The organism is Paenibacillus sp. FSL P4-0338 (genome assembly GCF_038002365.1).
In the GTDB taxonomy this organism is placed as follows: Bacteria; Bacillota; Bacilli; order Paenibacillales; family Paenibacillaceae; genus Paenibacillus_AQ.
This window is the reverse complement of record NZ_JBBOCG010000002.1, coordinates 113,378-130,336: the sequence shown is the minus strand read 5'-3', so window position 1 is coordinate 130,336 and position 16,959 is coordinate 113,378. Positions and strand designations below refer to the sequence as shown.

7 protein-coding genes are annotated in these 16,959 nt (G+C 48.7%); 1 reads left to right on the top strand and 6 read right to left on the bottom strand.

The features are described 5' to 3' along the window. Positions 1-24 precede the first annotated feature (24 nt). Both MKZ07_RS24670 and MKZ07_RS24665 read right to left on the bottom strand, forming a co-directional pair. The gene (locus MKZ07_RS24670; RefSeq protein ID WP_341028222.1) at positions 25-4,584 is read right to left on the bottom strand and encodes an S-layer homology domain-containing protein; all 4,560 of its coding nucleotides are present in this window, start codon (positions 4,582-4,584) and stop codon (positions 25-27) included. Between the two features lie 340 nt (positions 4,585-4,924). After that, the gene (locus MKZ07_RS24665) at positions 4,925-5,860 is read right to left on the bottom strand and encodes a GNAT family N-acetyltransferase (RefSeq protein WP_341028216.1); all 936 of its coding nucleotides are present in this window, start codon (positions 5,858-5,860) and stop codon (positions 4,925-4,927) included. Between the two features lie 246 nt (positions 5,861-6,106). On the opposite strand from MKZ07_RS24665, the gene MKZ07_RS24660 reads away from it, so the two are divergent. Further along, entirely contained in the window at positions 6,107-8,488 is a 2,382-nt protein-coding gene (locus MKZ07_RS24660; RefSeq protein ID WP_341028213.1) for a GH36-type glycosyl hydrolase domain-containing protein, read from the top strand. A gap of 418 nt (positions 8,489-8,906) precedes the next feature. On the opposite strand, the gene MKZ07_RS24655 is transcribed toward MKZ07_RS24660, so the two are convergent. The 4 genes from MKZ07_RS24655 to MKZ07_RS24640 form a co-directional block, all read right to left on the bottom strand. Next, complete coding sequence (locus MKZ07_RS24655) at positions 8,907-11,459, bottom strand: diadenylate cyclase (protein ID WP_341028210.1); 2,553 nt, start codon at positions 11,457-11,459, stop codon at positions 8,907-8,909. 680 nt (positions 11,460-12,139) lie between these two features. Then, entirely contained in the window at positions 12,140-14,749 is a 2,610-nt protein-coding gene (locus MKZ07_RS24650) for a metallophosphoesterase (protein WP_341028208.1), read from the bottom strand. 3 nt (positions 14,750-14,752) lie between these two features. Further along, positions 14,753-16,018 carry a class I SAM-dependent methyltransferase gene (locus tag MKZ07_RS24645; RefSeq protein ID WP_341028205.1) on the bottom strand — a complete coding sequence of 422 codons (1,266 nt, stop codon included), beginning with the start codon at positions 16,016-16,018 and terminating at the stop codon, positions 14,753-14,755. A 15-nt stretch (positions 16,019-16,033) separates the two neighbouring features. Next, on the bottom strand, positions 16,034-16,828 hold the full coding sequence (locus MKZ07_RS24640) for a nucleotidyltransferase domain-containing protein (protein ID WP_341028203.1): 795 nt from the start codon (positions 16,826-16,828) through the stop codon (positions 16,034-16,036). Positions 16,829-16,959 lie beyond the last annotated feature (131 nt).

Genomic DNA, 16,959 nt, shown 5'->3' with positions numbered 1-16,959 from the left:
ATCTCTCCTCCAACCCCTATCCATTTATTCTGTAACCCGTTGTTCCTTCTGTTCACTGTCGACCCGGTACTGATGGTCGATGACAGCCTCCTGGATATCCAGGTAGGCCCAATGATTCTTGGAGACATCCGGGAATTTCACCGCATCTGCTCCATGGAGCGGACCGCGGCCAAACATCTGATTAACAATGACTACAGCTTCCGCACGGGTCAGATAAGCATTCGGCTTGAAGCTGCCGTCCGGGTAGCCTTTGAGCAAGCCCGCCTTCACATTGGCTTCAATGACGCCTTGTGCCCAATGTCCGGTGGTGTCGCTCATGCTGGACTTACCATCTGCCGGTACTGCAAGCTTCAGGTAGTTGGCAGCAGCAGCGGCCATCTCTGCTCTCGTAATCGGTGCATTCCCCCGGAATTTCCCGGCCGGATCACCCTTCATCAAGCCCTGTGTATTCACAAAGGCAATGGCTGCTGCCGCATAATGACGGACAGCGACATCCGGGAAGGGAGGATTGCCTACAGCCGCACTAGCATCATAGCCCAGATTCCGGGCAAGCATGAGTGCCATCTGCGAGCGCGTTACCCGATCGTCCGGCTTGAATTCGCCATCCGGGAAGCCAACGATATAGGATACATGCGTAGCAGGCGACTGATTATTGAAGTTGATAATCGTAAAGGTACTGAATTTGCTTACCGAGAATTCCAGTCCAAGCAGTCCCTCTTTATAGGTAACCGCTTTGCCTTTGACAACCTCTTTCGTGCCGTCGGTATGTTCAATGAAAATACCGAGCTGTGCCAGGAATGCATTACGCGCCGCTTCATTCGCAGGCAGCTTCACATCTCTTAGCGGCAGAATCAGGGTTACTGCGCGGCTGGACAGGTTCGTCTCGATGGTCATCGGTCTGGCGACCACTTCGATTTTGTTGTCCTTGGCCACTTCACGGACCACAGCTTCGAGCGTGGCTCTTTTCTCGATTTCATTCCGCTCTGTTGCACTTCTCACCGGCACCAGCCGGAAATAGAAGTCTTGTAAGGTGCCTTCCAGCGATTCATTCGGAACACGCACAATCGCGTTCTCCGTATAGATTTCCAGTACAATCCCATTTTCTTTCAGCAAATTTGCGGTCTCCGCCGGAATTTGGACATTCACTTCGCTGACATTGTCCGCCGCATCCGGGATGACTACACGGGCAATGCTTTGTCCCGTCTCTTTCGCCTTCTTCACCGCTTCTTCAGCCTTATCCTTGGTGAAGCGGACCAGATCAGTTATGGTTCCGTTGCTGTGCGTCGTCCGCTGAACCGGTACCTTCGTGATCCCCACCGCATTGGCACCGCCTATGGCTACATCCACCTGGATGAGTTCGGTTTTGGCAGTATCCGGTGCAGGAGCAGGGCCGGAGCCTCCGCCGCTGGAAACAGGCTGTTCTCTGGTAATGATCATGGTGTAGGTGTTCGTTCCACCTGCGGAATCCTTGACGGTAACCAGAACTTCATTCTTGCCTACTTTCAGAGGGAGCGCTTTGCTCCATTCGCCGTTCTTCACCTCTACCGGCGCTTCACCGGTAATGCTGAGTGTTACCACCGCACCCGGGTCAAGTGTTACCGGCTTGAATGACATTTCATATACACTGTTCCCTACAGTTACATCATAACTTGTAGTTTCAGGCTTGAACTCCGGCTGCAGGGTGCCGCTTGAAGGCTCCAGGGAGACCAGCTTCCCGCTTGCGCGGATGACCTGAATCTGGTATTGGCCCAGCTTAACGCCCGGACGCTTCGCATCCACAATATCCACCTGAATGATGTTCAGCCCTTCCTGAAGCGGCAGCTTGCTCCAGTCACCGTCAGGGACCTCTACACCGTTCAGGCTAACCTTGCGCAGTGTATCGTTATCTCCTGCCGGGGCAAGATTCAGGGCGATGGTACCGGTCTCGTTAGGCACGGTCGCCTGATAGCCGCTTGGTACATCCGGCTGGAAGCCCGGACTTAAGGATACCGGCTTGTCCCCAACGGATAATCCCAGACCGTTCTCAGGCAGCTTGCCTGCCTCTGAGATATACTTGGAATCTCCGCCAAGATCAATTCCCGGCTGCAGACCCGTAAGCGGGTTATTCTTGTTGCCATTCTCCGTTACGTTGCCAAGCTCTGGATCGTAGCTCAACAGTCCGCCCTTATGATCTTCCGGAATGGACACGATCAGTTCATTGCCGTTGATCTCAAAAGGCTCCTTAAGCGGCACACCGCCGTAAGTGAATCCTGACAGATCGGTCAAGTCGTTGATTGGCTTGTTGAATACCAGCTTGAGCTTGCCGGCTTCGGGATAAGCAGCAACGAGCTGAAGCGGAATCACATTATTATCCTTCGTAATGCCGGACTGGTCGCCTGCCTGAATCGGCTTCAATTCGTTCAGGACATTGCCTTCAGCCGTAACATTACCGGCAGCAGGGTCGTACCCTACGACCAATGCATCATCTGGACCGAGCGCTTCCTCCAGAACGACTTCTACTTTATCGCCCTGTACGGACTTCACAGCAATCACTTTCCGTCCATCGACGGTAAGCCCGGTGAAATCAGCATCGGTCAAAGCAGAACCTACAGGCTGGTTGAACGTCAGCACAGCATGATCCGGCTGTCCTTCATTTACCGCCACATGAGTCAATTCCAGCTGCGGCACGGTGAACGGTACCAGCTTCGTTTCTTTTCTTACCTCATCACCGAATGTCTTGGTAGAAGTCACCGCTACATGGTAGGACCCTGGTGCCAGCGGTCCCGGCAGCTTGGTGTCCCACTTATAGACATCATCAGTTACCGTAATGCCTACTTCAAGATCGAACAGATAGGCATTAGGATGAACGTCCACTTTATAGACGGCAGCCGTAACTACCGAGTCCAGTGCAGCTTGTCCGGTTACCGGGAGCGGGAAGTCTGCTCCGTATACCTCGGTTCCGTTCGCAGGCTCTTGAATCTGCAAAGAGTCACCGAACGGACCGTTAGCGATCAGCGTAAAGTCGGACACTGGCTCCTTCCCCGGCGTCTGAGCCTCGATTGCCGACTCTGCGGCATTGTATTCGATTCGAACCACAGGGTCATTGGACAACGGTCTGGCCAGGGTCAGAATAATGACACTTGGATCTTCGTCGGATACTACAGCCTTCGTAACATCGACCAATTTTCCGTCCAATGTTACTCTGAAGTCATCTGTAGTATCCGCATCGTCCGCGTTAAACTTGATGTCCTTGTCGAACTTGATAGACACCTGATTGTTGCTTCCGGCTGTATAGCTTGCGCTGTTAGCTACCGGCGGCTGCTTAACCAACCCGGCAATTGCATCCTCCAGACCCTTGCGGGCAGCTTCGATTTCTTCCGGGGTAGCATGGTCATTATCAAGAACAGCGTTGGCAGCATCTGTTGCCTTTTGAAGAACAGCCAGAGACTCCTTTGTATAGGTCTGCGGAGCAGTATTCAGATAGCCCTGCGCTGTAGTAGCATCCGTTTTCAGCGGTGTTTTGTCCAGCAGTGTAATGGTTGTGTTAATGCTGGTGGTGGAATCTCCTGGCATGCCGCCGTATTCAACTAGGTAGGCATTTACTGCGTTGTCGATTGCATAATCGTTCCATTTACTTTTATATTGACCGCTAGAATAAATATGGACCACATGCTCGAATGTGGCGTCATTGGGTTCTCCCGTAGCCCAGTTAGCGTACATAGGGCCGTATGTTGCATCGGTAACATTGGGAACTGTGGCAGTATCATCATTTTTTCCATTAATGTTATACCCCTTGTAGAAAGGAAGTCCGGATTTGCCTTCGTATTGCACCATTCCTTCCGGTCCGGTTACCCAGCGCCAATCGCCGTAGCCGTTATATTTTCCAATGCTCTGCAAGGTAGAGACATTTTGGGTGGCCCTTCCGTTCCCGTCTACCGCCCGGGCTACATCTTTCCCGCCAATCCAGCCAATTACTGGAGTCTTATCGACAATAAAAGCGTTCTCATCCGGGTCAGTAATCGTCACCAGATACCCCTGGCGTCCATAATAACTCTTCTTCTCGGCATCCGCCTTGGCTTTCGGCCACGTGATGCTAGTTTCTGACACATACTCATAGAAATGGCCGTTTTTATTAAAGGCCGGGACAGGACCAAGGCCGAAGGTCAGACTGCGCTCTCCTGGTGATGTCATAGTGAATTCGGCATTTTCCAATACGCTCTGATACTCTGCAGTTGAAGCTCCGCCTTCTAATATATAGACACCGTTCCCCGCGCCGGATTTAACTGTAATTTCTGTACCAGTTGTTACGAACGTAATCTGGTCACCCTGCTTGTACCCGTTAATGACAACCGTTGCGCCCGTCATCATTTCACCAGGATCTGCGGTTATAAATAGCTCCGGGAAGGTTAATTTTACCGATCCGCTATCCTTGGTGAAGCTCCGGTACTTATCTGAAGTGAAAATTTGTTCCGAGCCGTCATTCTCCGCTACAGCCGCATGGGCCACTGGCCCAAGCACCGCAAAGTTGGCAGTAACCAGCGCAATCGACAACGAGGCTGCCAGAGCGCGGGAACCTCTTTTATTCCATTTCTTCGATGTTGTCATCTTTTTTTGTTCTCCTCATCTAATGGGACTTTTATGGGATCAGCCGACACTTCCTATTATTCATAGACCGCTTGCCTGTTACCTGTACTTTCCTCCCTTCTTATGCAGGCGTTCACCAAATCGTGCGATACGGATACCGACAGGTTGTGTATCATAATCTCTTAGTTTCTAATACTATCCGACAGACCTCTACATTAACTCTACAAATCTCCTTCATTGTGACAAAAATCATTGCATAATTGCGAAAGACACCTTCCCTTTGTGTTTCCAGTCATTTTTATAGCAAAAAAAAGACACCCCTAAGGGTGCCTTCGCTGATCTTGCGGATCGCTTATTTGCGTTAATCCACCGGGATATACATCTTCTGAATCTCCTGCACCCCGGGCTTAAACCCGAGATTGTAGTACATAGATTCCGCATCATTTCCTTCCATTACATACAATCTCAGCAGCGGATACGTCCCCTTCAGAGTGGTAAGGGCTCTTTGCAGCATCCGTGTAGCCAATCTTCTCCCACGATAAGCGGGATTAACGCCAATGCTATAGACTGCGGCCACATCATCCTGGAGACACAGCCGGCAATTGGCAATGAGCTGATCTGTCGCGTTATCGAATACCAGCGTGGAAGCCTGCGTTAATATTTCATTGGAGTAATTAGGATCTTCACCGGGTATAAAATCTTTTAAAGCAAATTGCTTCCTCCGGGTTGCATCCAGTCCGCCTCTAAAGCTCTCAAAATCACAACGGGCAATCTCTTCTTCAAGAATGAACCTTTTGCCTCCGTCCTCAGTCCCTTCCACTTCTGGACTCTCAATCCTCAGATCATCCTCCCATTTGATGTGAAAATATTCTGTAGGCCGCTGCATCCAGCGGCATCTGAATTCATCCGGCCAGAAGCCTGCCCGGGCATACAGATGAACCTGATCCGGTAGAATCTCATAGGTGCGTATGGGCTCCTTCCGGTCAGACCAATGAATCAACAACGCTTTAAGCTGCTTCAATACTCCAAATGAATCGTTAAAGGGCGGGATTACAAAGAGATGGTAGATCACATTCGGTGACATCCGGACTCCGCCGACTTTGCTCCCCCCCTTGTATATCCAAAAGGCATTCCTGCGCGGATTCGCATAGCTTTCCTCTCTAAAAAAACCGTTATACTCCATGTTATAATAGACGGAGCAATATATTCCCCACTCCTTGGGCTCTGCTCTTCGGATAGACCACTCACCGTTTAAATCGTAGGATATCGTATCTTCAGACCATTGCTTTATACTCATCTTGCACTCCTCCTTATACTTCCAGCCATCTAGCCGCACTCACATATACTTGATCTTATCAACGCCATACCCCCATTCAAATATAGGAAACTGCTATAAAAAGACTCTACTGTTTGTTTTTTTCTCAAATATAGGCTATATTGTCAGACCACTATTGTCTTATAATGGAAGTGGGCGGGATTCTTCGGTCATTTGTGAACGCGCGTTCATAACCCTGCCTGTTATCTATCATGAGGAGGAATGGTTATGCAATACGGTCATTTTGACGACAAGAACAAAGAGTATCTGATTACAAAACCGAATACGCCTGCTCCCTGGGCCAACTATCTCGGCTCGCCGGAATACGGTGCGATTATCTCAGGCAACGCCGGGGGCTACAGCTTCGTGAAATCCGGGGCCAACGGACGGCATATCCGCTATCATTTCAACTCCAAGGACGAGCCTGGGCGCTACATTTATATCAAAGACCTGGAGAACGGCGATTATTGGTCCGGCTCCTGGCAGCCGGTAGGCAAGAATCTGGAGCAATACAAATCCGTCTGCCATCATGGAACCGGATACACGAACATCGTCTCAGATTATGACAACATTCATACCGAGTCCTTATACTACGTACCGCTGAACAAGACCTATGAGGTATGGCGCATGAAGATCCGCAATGATGGCACCACTCCGCGTAAGCTGGCTCTCTTCGGCTTCGCCGAATTCACCAATGACAACAACTATGAGCAAGATACCGTGAACCTGCAATACACGCTGTTTATTTCCCGGACCTACTTCAAGCACGATAAAATTCTTCAAGTCATCAATGAAAATATCGCGGGAGAACAGACCTGGAGATTCTTCGGCGCGGCCGGAGCAGAGGTGGCCGGTTATGACGGGGACCGCGATACATTCCTTGGAGATTACCGCAGCTACGGGAATCCGCTCTCCGTGGAGAACGGACAATGCTCGAACTCACTGAACTATAATGCCAATGCCTGCGGTGCCCTGCAGATGAATGTAGAGCTGCAGCCGGGAGAAGAGAAGGAAATTGCCTTCCTGCTGGGACAATATGATGAAGAAGGAGCCTCCGGCATTCTTAGCCACTACCAGGATTTGTCCGTGGTAGACCGGGAGCTTGAAGAACTGAAGACCTTCTGGCACAGCAAGCTTAACCGCTTCCAGGTGCAGACTCCAAGCAGCAATCTGAACCATATGATCAACACATGGAACGCATATCAGTGCTTCATCACCTTCATCTGGTCGCGTGCCGCCTCCTTCCAGTACTCCGGCCTGCGCAACGGGCTTGGCTACCGGGATACGGTTCAGGACATCCAGGGCATTATCCATCTGGACCATGAGATGGCTCTCGAACGCCTGCGGCTGATGATCTCTGCCCAGGTATCCAATGGCGGCGGACTGCCGCTGGTGAAATTCGACCATAACCCGGGCCATGAGGGAACACCAGACGACCCTGAGTATGTGCGGGAGACTGGACATCCCCACTACCGGGCCGACGATGCCCTGTGGCTGTTCCCCACGGTTATCAAGTACCTGAATGAAAGCGGGAACTGGGACTTCACCGATGAGGTCATTCCTTATTCAGATCAAGGCGAAGCAACGGTGTATGAGCATCTGCGGCAGGCGCTTCAATTCAGCCTCGACCGGATGGGCGCGCACGGGATGCCGGTTGGACTTCATGCCGACTGGAACGATTGTCTGCGGCTTGGCGCCAAGGGTGAATCCCTGTTCGTGGCCTTCCAGCTGTACATGGGCTTCAAGGTATTCATGGGCATCGCGGAGAACAAGAACAAACCGGAGGATACGGCGTGGGCACAAGGGCTGCTGGAGGAGCTGGACGGTAATATTCAGAATTATGCCTGGGAGAACGATCAGTTCGTCCGCGGCTTCACCGAGGACAACTATACCATCGGCTCGTGGGAGAACGACGAGGGCCGAATCTGGCTCAATCCGCAGAGCTGGTCGGTGCTTAGCGGCGCAGCCCGCCCTGAACAGGCCAAGCTCGCCATGGACAAGGTCTATGACAATCTGCGGACTGATTACGGCACGATGCTATTCTACCCGCCATTCCGCAAATACGGCTTGCCGGTGGCACTGATGGCGCTGTTCAATGCCTCAACGAAGGAGAACGGCGGCATCTTCAGCCAGCCGCAGGGCTGGCTCATCCTGGCGGAGACGGTGATTGGTAACGGTGATCGCGCGTTCGAGTATTTCCTGAACTGCAGCCCGGCCACCATGAACGACAATGCGGAGGTCCGTAAGCTGGAACCTTACGTCCACGGCCAATTCGTGGAATCCAAGGACAGCCCGTATCAGGGGCGGGCCCATGTCCACTGGCTGACCGGCACCGCCTCCACTGTCATGGTCTCTCTGGCAGAGGGCATAATGGGCGTTCAGCCGCAGAAGGACGGCCTCCGTCTGGACCCGTGTGTCCCTTCGGACTGGACCGACTTCTCCATGGTACGCGAATTCCGCGGGAAGAAGCTGAACATCCAGGTGGAGAACAAGAACGGCGTTCAGAAAGGCGTCTCCCGCATCGTCATCAACGGCGAAGAAATCCAGGGCAATCTGATTCCTGTATCCCGTATGGCAGCAGAGAACGATGTGCTGGTTGTGATGGGTTAAAGTTTTATCAGAACCGAGGGTAGAATGTCAAGTGTGCCCTCGGTTCTGATAAAAAAGTGAGTTCTCAGACTTTTATAAGATTTCCTGTCTACTTTAAAATTCAATCAACTCCTCCGCCTTCTTCTTACTGTTTGCACAAGATAGGTAATTGTTTCTTTTACAGCCTTAAGAATGATTTCATCAATTATTTCATAGCAACTTACGATATACTGCTGCACTACTAACCAACCATTCTATGTGCTAACAAATACAATATCCTATCAGAACAGATCGGCCTAAATGTTCGAGTAAAACGGTTCGGCCCCAATACCATTTACAAAAACAACCGCAGTCGGCTATTTGAAACTCCAGCCCCCACTTTTATGAGTTATCCATTCTCAATACTCATTCTTATCTCCCCGAATTATTCATCGTTTTTCTACGGTAAATCGAAATCACATTGTTCTAGTGCAGCAGCCACTTCCGGGATTTCTTCTTTTATTCTATTACCGTAATCCTCTAATAATTTCTCTAGAGCTTTACTATTATATTTATCATTCCTCTTTGCTGAATAGCTGGTAAGCGCATGTAAATACAAAGGAACTTCTTTTTTAATGAGTTTTTCAATATACTTTAAGGTTCCTTCTTCTGAAAATTCAATTTCAGAGTTTATAAAGTCATTAAGCGCTTCGTATAGCTCTCCTCTTTCTTGGTAAAGATCGCCTCGATTCCGATAAAGAACATTTTTAGAACTTTTTTTTATTTCTATTGCCTTTGTAAAATCAAGCAATGATTTATCAAAATATTCTTTCTTCTTCTCTATATTTGAGTAACGTCCAATAAATTGCAAGGAAATTGCACGACGATTATACTCATGTTGATCAATCTCAAAATCATCTGCCATTTTGAATATAATTTCAATTTGTTCTAATGCAGCTTTATAAACTTGAAGTATATTTTCTTTATTAGTTTCAATATTCCTTTGCCTAAAAATAGAATTGGCGAGAGCCCGATTATATTTCAAAATAAATCGGCCACATACTGTTAAGCCTTTTTCATAATAATGTGCTGCTTTGAGAAAAAGATTTTTATTGAAAAAAGTTTCTGCAAGTTTGAAATAATGATGATGATCAATTATAGTTTCATCCTCAACTTCTCCAAGACGTTTATCGTAACTTTGAAGGGTTTCTTCACTAAGCTCATCATTATCTTTTATATAACTTATCATAGCTCTCACTAACTGGCGTATAACAGCTTCATTTGCCTGTTCTGGTATCAGATTAATCATGCCATCCTCCGAAATGATAGCAATGACACATCCTTTTTCTTCTGATTTCAGTTTTTCGAGATAACGGTGCGCGGAATGAAATCTTGCTCCACGACTTGCATCTCCCAAATTTGCTTGAGCAAGTCCATCTAGAATAACGCCAATAGCATGACAAGCACCTGTCGTGTCAAAATATATCGCTCCATCAATGGAAGTAAGGTGTTTAATAAATGTTGGGCTAATCTCTGTTGCTTGAATCAGGGTAGATTGTTTTCCTAGTTTTATCAATTCTTTTTCAGCAGTATCGGGATCTGTAATGACAACCATTGTTCCATTTTGTTGTTCAGTTGCCTTTTGAATGATAAGTCGGAGCTTATCAATCCCCTTATCGGTTAAAGGCGGAGAAACATCTTTAAACTGAGTTCTCATAGTTCGTTCAAAGAGTTCGGTTGTAAAAAAACCGGAACCGATTTCTGGATTTTTAAAGGAAATACTGGTTAATTTATGGAATAGGATCTCCGAATTTGTTGTCATCTTGAAGATTTTGGATTCGACTTCCGTAACTACACGGGCATCTGTATCATCCCTTTTCTCTGTAGTCACAAGGAGTAGATCATATCTGGACAACCCCTTAAACTCCACTTTGAACAATAGATTCTCTCCTAGCTGACCCCAGTCTATTTCCCCGACACCATAAATGGCCTTGTTATCAGCAATTAAGTACAGTTCCCTCTCATTGTTCGTTAACTCAAGCAATTTCCTGATTCGCCGAGCATCCTCTAAATTAATTGGTTGTTGATCTTGAAATTTGATGGAATATTTAACAAACTTGCTATCTTTCAGCATTTTAGTATTGAGTAGCAGCATACATCCAAATGGACTCTCACCTTCATAGGTCCTGTTAGAGATTCCATCAATTTTTTCAAGCAAATTGTTAATATAATACTGATTATTTTCAATTTCGGATAACTCTTCATCTATGCTAGAAACTTCCTCTAGATACTGTTTATTCATAAGAAAGTCCTGTACCTTTCCAAAAAATAAACGTGCCATCCTTTGAAGGAACTGGATAGTATTCTCTTTGTACTTAGTTTCAATAGTCTTATCATCGTTAATAAATAACAATTCCGCATTACCCGAAGTTTTATAATAGTCCGTGAAATAATAATCCATGATCATTCTTAGAAGAGACAATTGTGGTCTTTTAAAAAAAGTATATCGCGTTACTGAATTTGTATATTCAATGGACAAAATATATTTAATTGTAATTTTTTTATTTTTTATCTTAAGATTAAAACTATTGGAGTAAAGGATATTCCATTCATTCAAAACTTGTCTAACTGTGGTCTTCTCATTGGATTCAATTTGCTCTTGATCCTCACTTACAATCGACTCAGATAGTCGTTCTTTCGTAAGCATATTGGATTTCAATTTATTGTTATCGAGTTCTATAATATAATTCTTTGCATCACTATCTGAGGCTTGTCGGGCTAAACCAAGTCTCTTTAATACTTCAGCTGGATCATTTAGCTCTTCTTGTATTATCTCACTATCTTGGCTTTGAGGCTCCCCCAACCCACTTTTAACTCGAAATCCATCCATCCATTTATGATCGTTGTCTAATTGAATGGAGTATAGTTTTAAATCTAACCTATCATCAAGCTTTTTCAGAATATATTCTAAATTTCGGTATACTTCCTCATTTATGTACTTTAGCTCTTCCAAAAAAACAGCTCCTCTTTTAATAAGTATTAAAATCTTTTTATTCATTCTTTGGTATAATATTCACCGATAAACACTTCCATAATATGTTTATCATACCGCCGTTTTTATATTGATGTATATAAAAATATCTTTTATAAATTTATTGTCTTATTTTTTGTAAGCGTGTTTATTTTCAAAAAAAGGACAGAAAAGGCCGCCACTTCGGGTAATGGTAAGTACGACCAAACCGAAATGAGGCGACCTCATGAATAAATATACCCCATTCTTGGCCGTATTCAAACAAATATTAACTTCGGAAGAAGCCAGGGGGTAACTGGGCAAACCGAGTACTACGAGGATATAGGAACCAAAATGACTGTCGGTGTGTTCTTCGACTGCTTCGTCCAAGATTCAAAATTGGTAATTGAATACGAACAGTGTCCGTCGAGTAATGACAAGACACTAAGAGAACTTTTCTTACTCTTTGCCGATGAGGCTCTTGACCTGGATTAGCAGCATATGAGTTATTTCTCTATATGTCTCAGGTAAAAATTAAGAAGAACAAAACAGACGTTTTTTGTCAACTTCAGGAATGAATATCCGGTTTAACTAGCTATATCAAGAGTTTGTTTGAAGAACTCAGCCGCGAAAGTTGAGAACATAACTAAAAAAAGACGTTGTGATAATCCTTTTATTATTTACTAGAGCCTCGGATCGATCTCCTTCTCCTTCGTCACCTCGAACAACAGGTTCGCGGCAATCTGTTTGTAGGTGCTGTTGTCTGCCGAGATCTCCTCCAGCTTAATCTCCAGCATGTGCTTACCCAGCCGGTGCTCAGCCAGGGAAGTGCGCAGCTTAGGTGCGATATTCTTCTGCTTCATCAGCTTGGCATACTTGTGCGGAAATCTGTAGTCGTAGCCGTAGATGATCGACAGGTAACCCGGATTACGGACCTTCAGGTAAGGGACCACTCCCGGCTGCTCCTGCTCCGGCTTGATCACGATCCCTTCCATCTTCTGCTCAACGGTTATGGCGGCGAAATATTCCTCAGCCCGGCTGTAAGCCTCCGGCTCCTGCAGGTCCAGCACCAGGATCTCATCGTCATTCAGGAAGCGGTACTGCTCCGAGGTTACTCCCTCAGGCATCCGTTCCTCCCCGCTCTCCAGCACTTCCTTCAGAATAGCAAACGGCTTATAATCCAGCTCCGCCTCCCCGGCGTACAGCTCCAGCTGCCGCTTATACACCCGGTACGCCTCGTCCCTCTGGTCAAGCCCCACATAGGCATCCCGGATGCTGCGGACATGCTTATACGTCTGGTATACATGAGCACCATAGCTGGTATTAAGCGCTTCTTTGGTCAGATGATGCTGATCCTGCTCGAATCCGCTGGCTTCATACGCCTGAATCAGCTCACCGAGCGAATCCTCGAACCCGTGCTCTCTCAGGAACGCAAGCTCGTTCTCCAGCGCCCGCCCAATCGGCTGGAACTGGCGTTCAATCAGCCCTTCCCCCAGCGCCTTCCAGGGCAGTAGTTCCCCGTCCAGCAGCAGCACACGGATGCCTTGCTCCGCCATATACGTTCCGAACCGCTCCAGCAGTCCTTCATAGACCGGCGTCAGATCTACAGCCTTGACCTTATAGCCATTGCGGCTAACCGCATAACAATGCTCTACGTCCCGGAATAGATACACCGTGCAGCGCGATCCCATATACTTAGGCTGAAGGACCACCTCAGACACCCCGCGTCCGGCAAAATAATCCAGACCCTTGCGCAGTGACTCCAGCTCGCCTGCTACTTCATCCTTATCCGCAGGCGACATCGTCCCGGAGATGAAGTTGACCTTATTCTGCGAGGAATAGCGCAGTCTGCGCATGGACTCCGCATCCAGCTCCTCCACAGAGACCATGCTCACTTCGCGGAAGAGAACCGGCAACTCTTCCGGCAAGAGCTGCTGGCGGGATTTATGGCTTTTGTAGAACGGCTTGAAGGTTATAAGGACAGAAGTTAGCCCGTTCCCATGCACCGCCCCTGTATCCAGATGTAATTTGTTCTTGATACGGAACGTCTGCTTCGCGGCAATATGTCCGAACAGATGGAACGGATGATTGCCCTCCGCCTCCTCCTTCAGGAAGCCCAGCTGCTGCTCGTACGCAGACTCACGGTCTAGCCGGAAGTTGCGCTGATGGCGCAGCGAATTCGTATCCAGCTTCCCGATGTACTTATTGCGGCAAGGCGCATGCGTCACATAGAAGGAAGGCCCCCGATTCCCGATATAGCGGTAAAAGGGCTTCGCTCGCTCCACCAGCACGGAGAATTGACGGAACAACTCTTCATCTTCCTGTAACACCTGAGTGGAGTCAAAATAGGTTCTCAGCAGCTCCGGCTCAGTCCCCTTAATCTCCCCGCGCAGGTACTTGTAGACGAAATTCTCATGGTTGCCCATTACGAACAGGAAATGCTCCTGATTGTCATACAAAAACTCGATAATCTCCCGGGTCTGCTTGCCTTTATCGATCCAGTCGCCCGCCAGGATGATCCGTGTATTCCTCAGCTTATCCGTAGCGCTTAGCTTCCCTTCTTCAATCCGGTAGCCGTAGCTGCGCAGCAGCCCTTGCAGCTCTTGAACACATTCATGTACATCCCCGACCACAATGTATTCCTGCTCCTGCGGAAGCACCGCAGCGGCATAGGCCTCCCAATCCTGAATGTGCACCCGGTAATCCGGGTTCGGCAGCTTTTCTCCAGAACCTTCAGTACCTTCAACACCTTCCAGCAGAAAATCCTTGGCCCGCACCTTATGAATACCATGGTAGCCCTCGCGGGACAGCACAGGCAGCACTTCTCGGCGCAGCCGGTTCAGGTGATTTGAGATCAGCTTCTTCGAGCGCTCCGAGGCATAATAATCCTCCCGCTTACGGTAATCGAACAGAATGACCTCCAGATTATACTGGTTCTCCTGGGCAATCGCCCGCACCTTGCTGCGGTAATCCTCAGCGAGACCTATCGTATCCATAATGACAAACTCCGCATTAATCGGCCAGGAGGTCACCCGCTTCAACCGCTCGAACAACAGCGCGAACGTATGCGAGCTGGCCTCCAGCATGACCTGATCATATTTATCGTAGTCATAGCCCAAGATCTCCTGACGGATCAGGTCTGAAGAGAGATACTGCACATTCGTGCGCAGACCTGTGGTGCTGTCCGCAGCCTTAAGCTGTGGGATCAGCACTTCTTTGGCAAAAGTAGACTTCCCGCACTCCGTCGCGCCCACCAGCATGAATATCGTGTGTACCTTCGTCTGAATGTCCATGGCCTAACCCTCCTGTCTGCGCACAATGGCGCTCTGCGTGGTACGAATGTCGCCCACCCGGTCACCTACGAGCGAGAATTCGGCTTCCACGCCCAGCCCTTGCAGTGTGAGCGTCAGCCACTCCTGGAACGCCGCCTGGCCTTTTTCCCACTTGTGATCCTCATGGCGGAAGCCTTCCAGCTCATAGTAAGGATTGAAATCCGCATTCGGCGTAGTCACAATCAGCTGTCCGAAATCCACATGACGGATGATCTGCCGGATCAGCGCAGCCGCTTCCAGTTCACTCATATGCTCCACCACCTCGGTCAGAATGACATCCACCTGCTCTCCGTTGTACAGCTCCAGGAAATGCTCCAGCGAGCGGAAGGTGACGATGTTATCCAGCTCCTTGGCCTTTGCTTTGCGGTTCACAACCTCCAGCAGCTCCTCGTTGATGTCCACCGCATAATAAGCGCCCTCAATCTTCCCGGCATACGGAATGGCGTAGAAGCCTTCGCCGCAGCCGATATCCAGAATGGGCTTATCAAACGGAAGCACACCCGAGATGAACGTCCGCCGCTGTATCGCCGTACTGCCATATTCCAGACCGATCGGGTACAGATCTGTTTGCTCGACAGCCGTCTTGTACCGTTTGAACTGCTCCCGGGTCTTCAGGAGATTCCGGGCGAACAGGCTGCGGATATAGAAAGGAGCGTCCATCACGTTCAGACTGCGGATATATTTGTCCAGAATCCGGTCCGAGATATCGATGTACTCGTCACCGAAGATCGATAAGAACAAGGACAGCACACTGACCACATGCAGGAGGTGGTAGAGGCTTTTGCGCGTAGTGATGGTCAGGGAATAGCTCTTATGCGCCTGGTGCTCCAGGGTGAACGTATAATCCTTCAGATGCTGCTCAAAGAACCGGATGTAATGCAGCCGCTCGACATGAATCATTTGTATGGTAAAAGAGTGCTCAAACCCCTCCGTATCCCGCTCATCCCTCGCCTTGAACGGGGTAGAGAAGAACTCATTCACCGCATTCAGCGGGAATAACGGGGTGTTATAGCGGGAGACATTGAGGTACTCGAAGCTCTCGCCATCGTTCTTTTTATAGGAGACCTCATTGTCAGCGTCCTTGAAGTACACATTATAAGTAGCCTCATCCGAATACCAGCCGTATGCGATACCCTGACGGACCGGGCGAAGCTGCATGCCGCTCTGCGGATTCTTGCGGATGATGAAGCTTAGCTGCGGGTTCGTTGATCTCAGTTGTACAATAGCCATGATTGTCTTCCTCCTCTACAAATTCAACCCCCACACTTCCTGCATAACCTCCCGGAACAGAGCATCAAGCTGCCGGTCCCGATTATCCGTCTTCGTACTCAAAGACTCTGCCGCAACCTGCTCCAGCACTTGCAGCTGCTCCTCCAGATACTCGTTAATCGCACTCAGCCGCGGCTCCAGGTCCAGCTCCTCACCCGACTTCTTCCGGGCCAGCAAATGCTGCACGACCTTCCACAGCTCACTGTCCCTTGGAATCAGCCGTTCCACCAGCACCTCGAAGGCCATCGGCGGCATCTCCCCGTACCGGTGAATCCACTCACAGGCCAGCACCGGGCGCAGCACATAGAAATACTTTTTGATCTTGACCTGCTCCCCTTGCAGGTAATCTCGGTAGTTGCCTTTGGCCATGTTCAAGTAATGGTACATACAGGATTTCGGCGAAAAGGTATACGGTGAGATCCCCCTAAGCTGCTCCGTCACACTGAACTTCTCAGCATACTGGATCGGGGACTGCAGCCACTCCAGCAGCGGCGGGTTGGATTTATGGAACAGCTTCAGCGCTTTGCGCAGATCCCAGCCGTTAATATCCAGCATATTGTTAATAGGACGCTCTATGACATCCCGTGCATCCCAGATCGATAAGTACCACTCCGGCCGATGCACATAGATGAACCGCACATCGTAATCACTGTCCTGCGAGGGGAATCCCCACGCCCGGCTGCCTGATTCACAGGCATAGAGGATCGTCACTTGCTCCTCTTGTTCAATCTGCTTCAATTGCTTGTGGATGAGCGTATTGATAGGGTTCATGTCATCCCTCCATTCCAAGTCGGTTTCGCTGGCCTTATCTTCCCTCATTTTGCCAAGAAGGAACAGGGTGGAAGTATGGCGGCAGACAAAAATCTTCCATTTCAAGCAACTCTGGTGCTTAATAGAGGTAT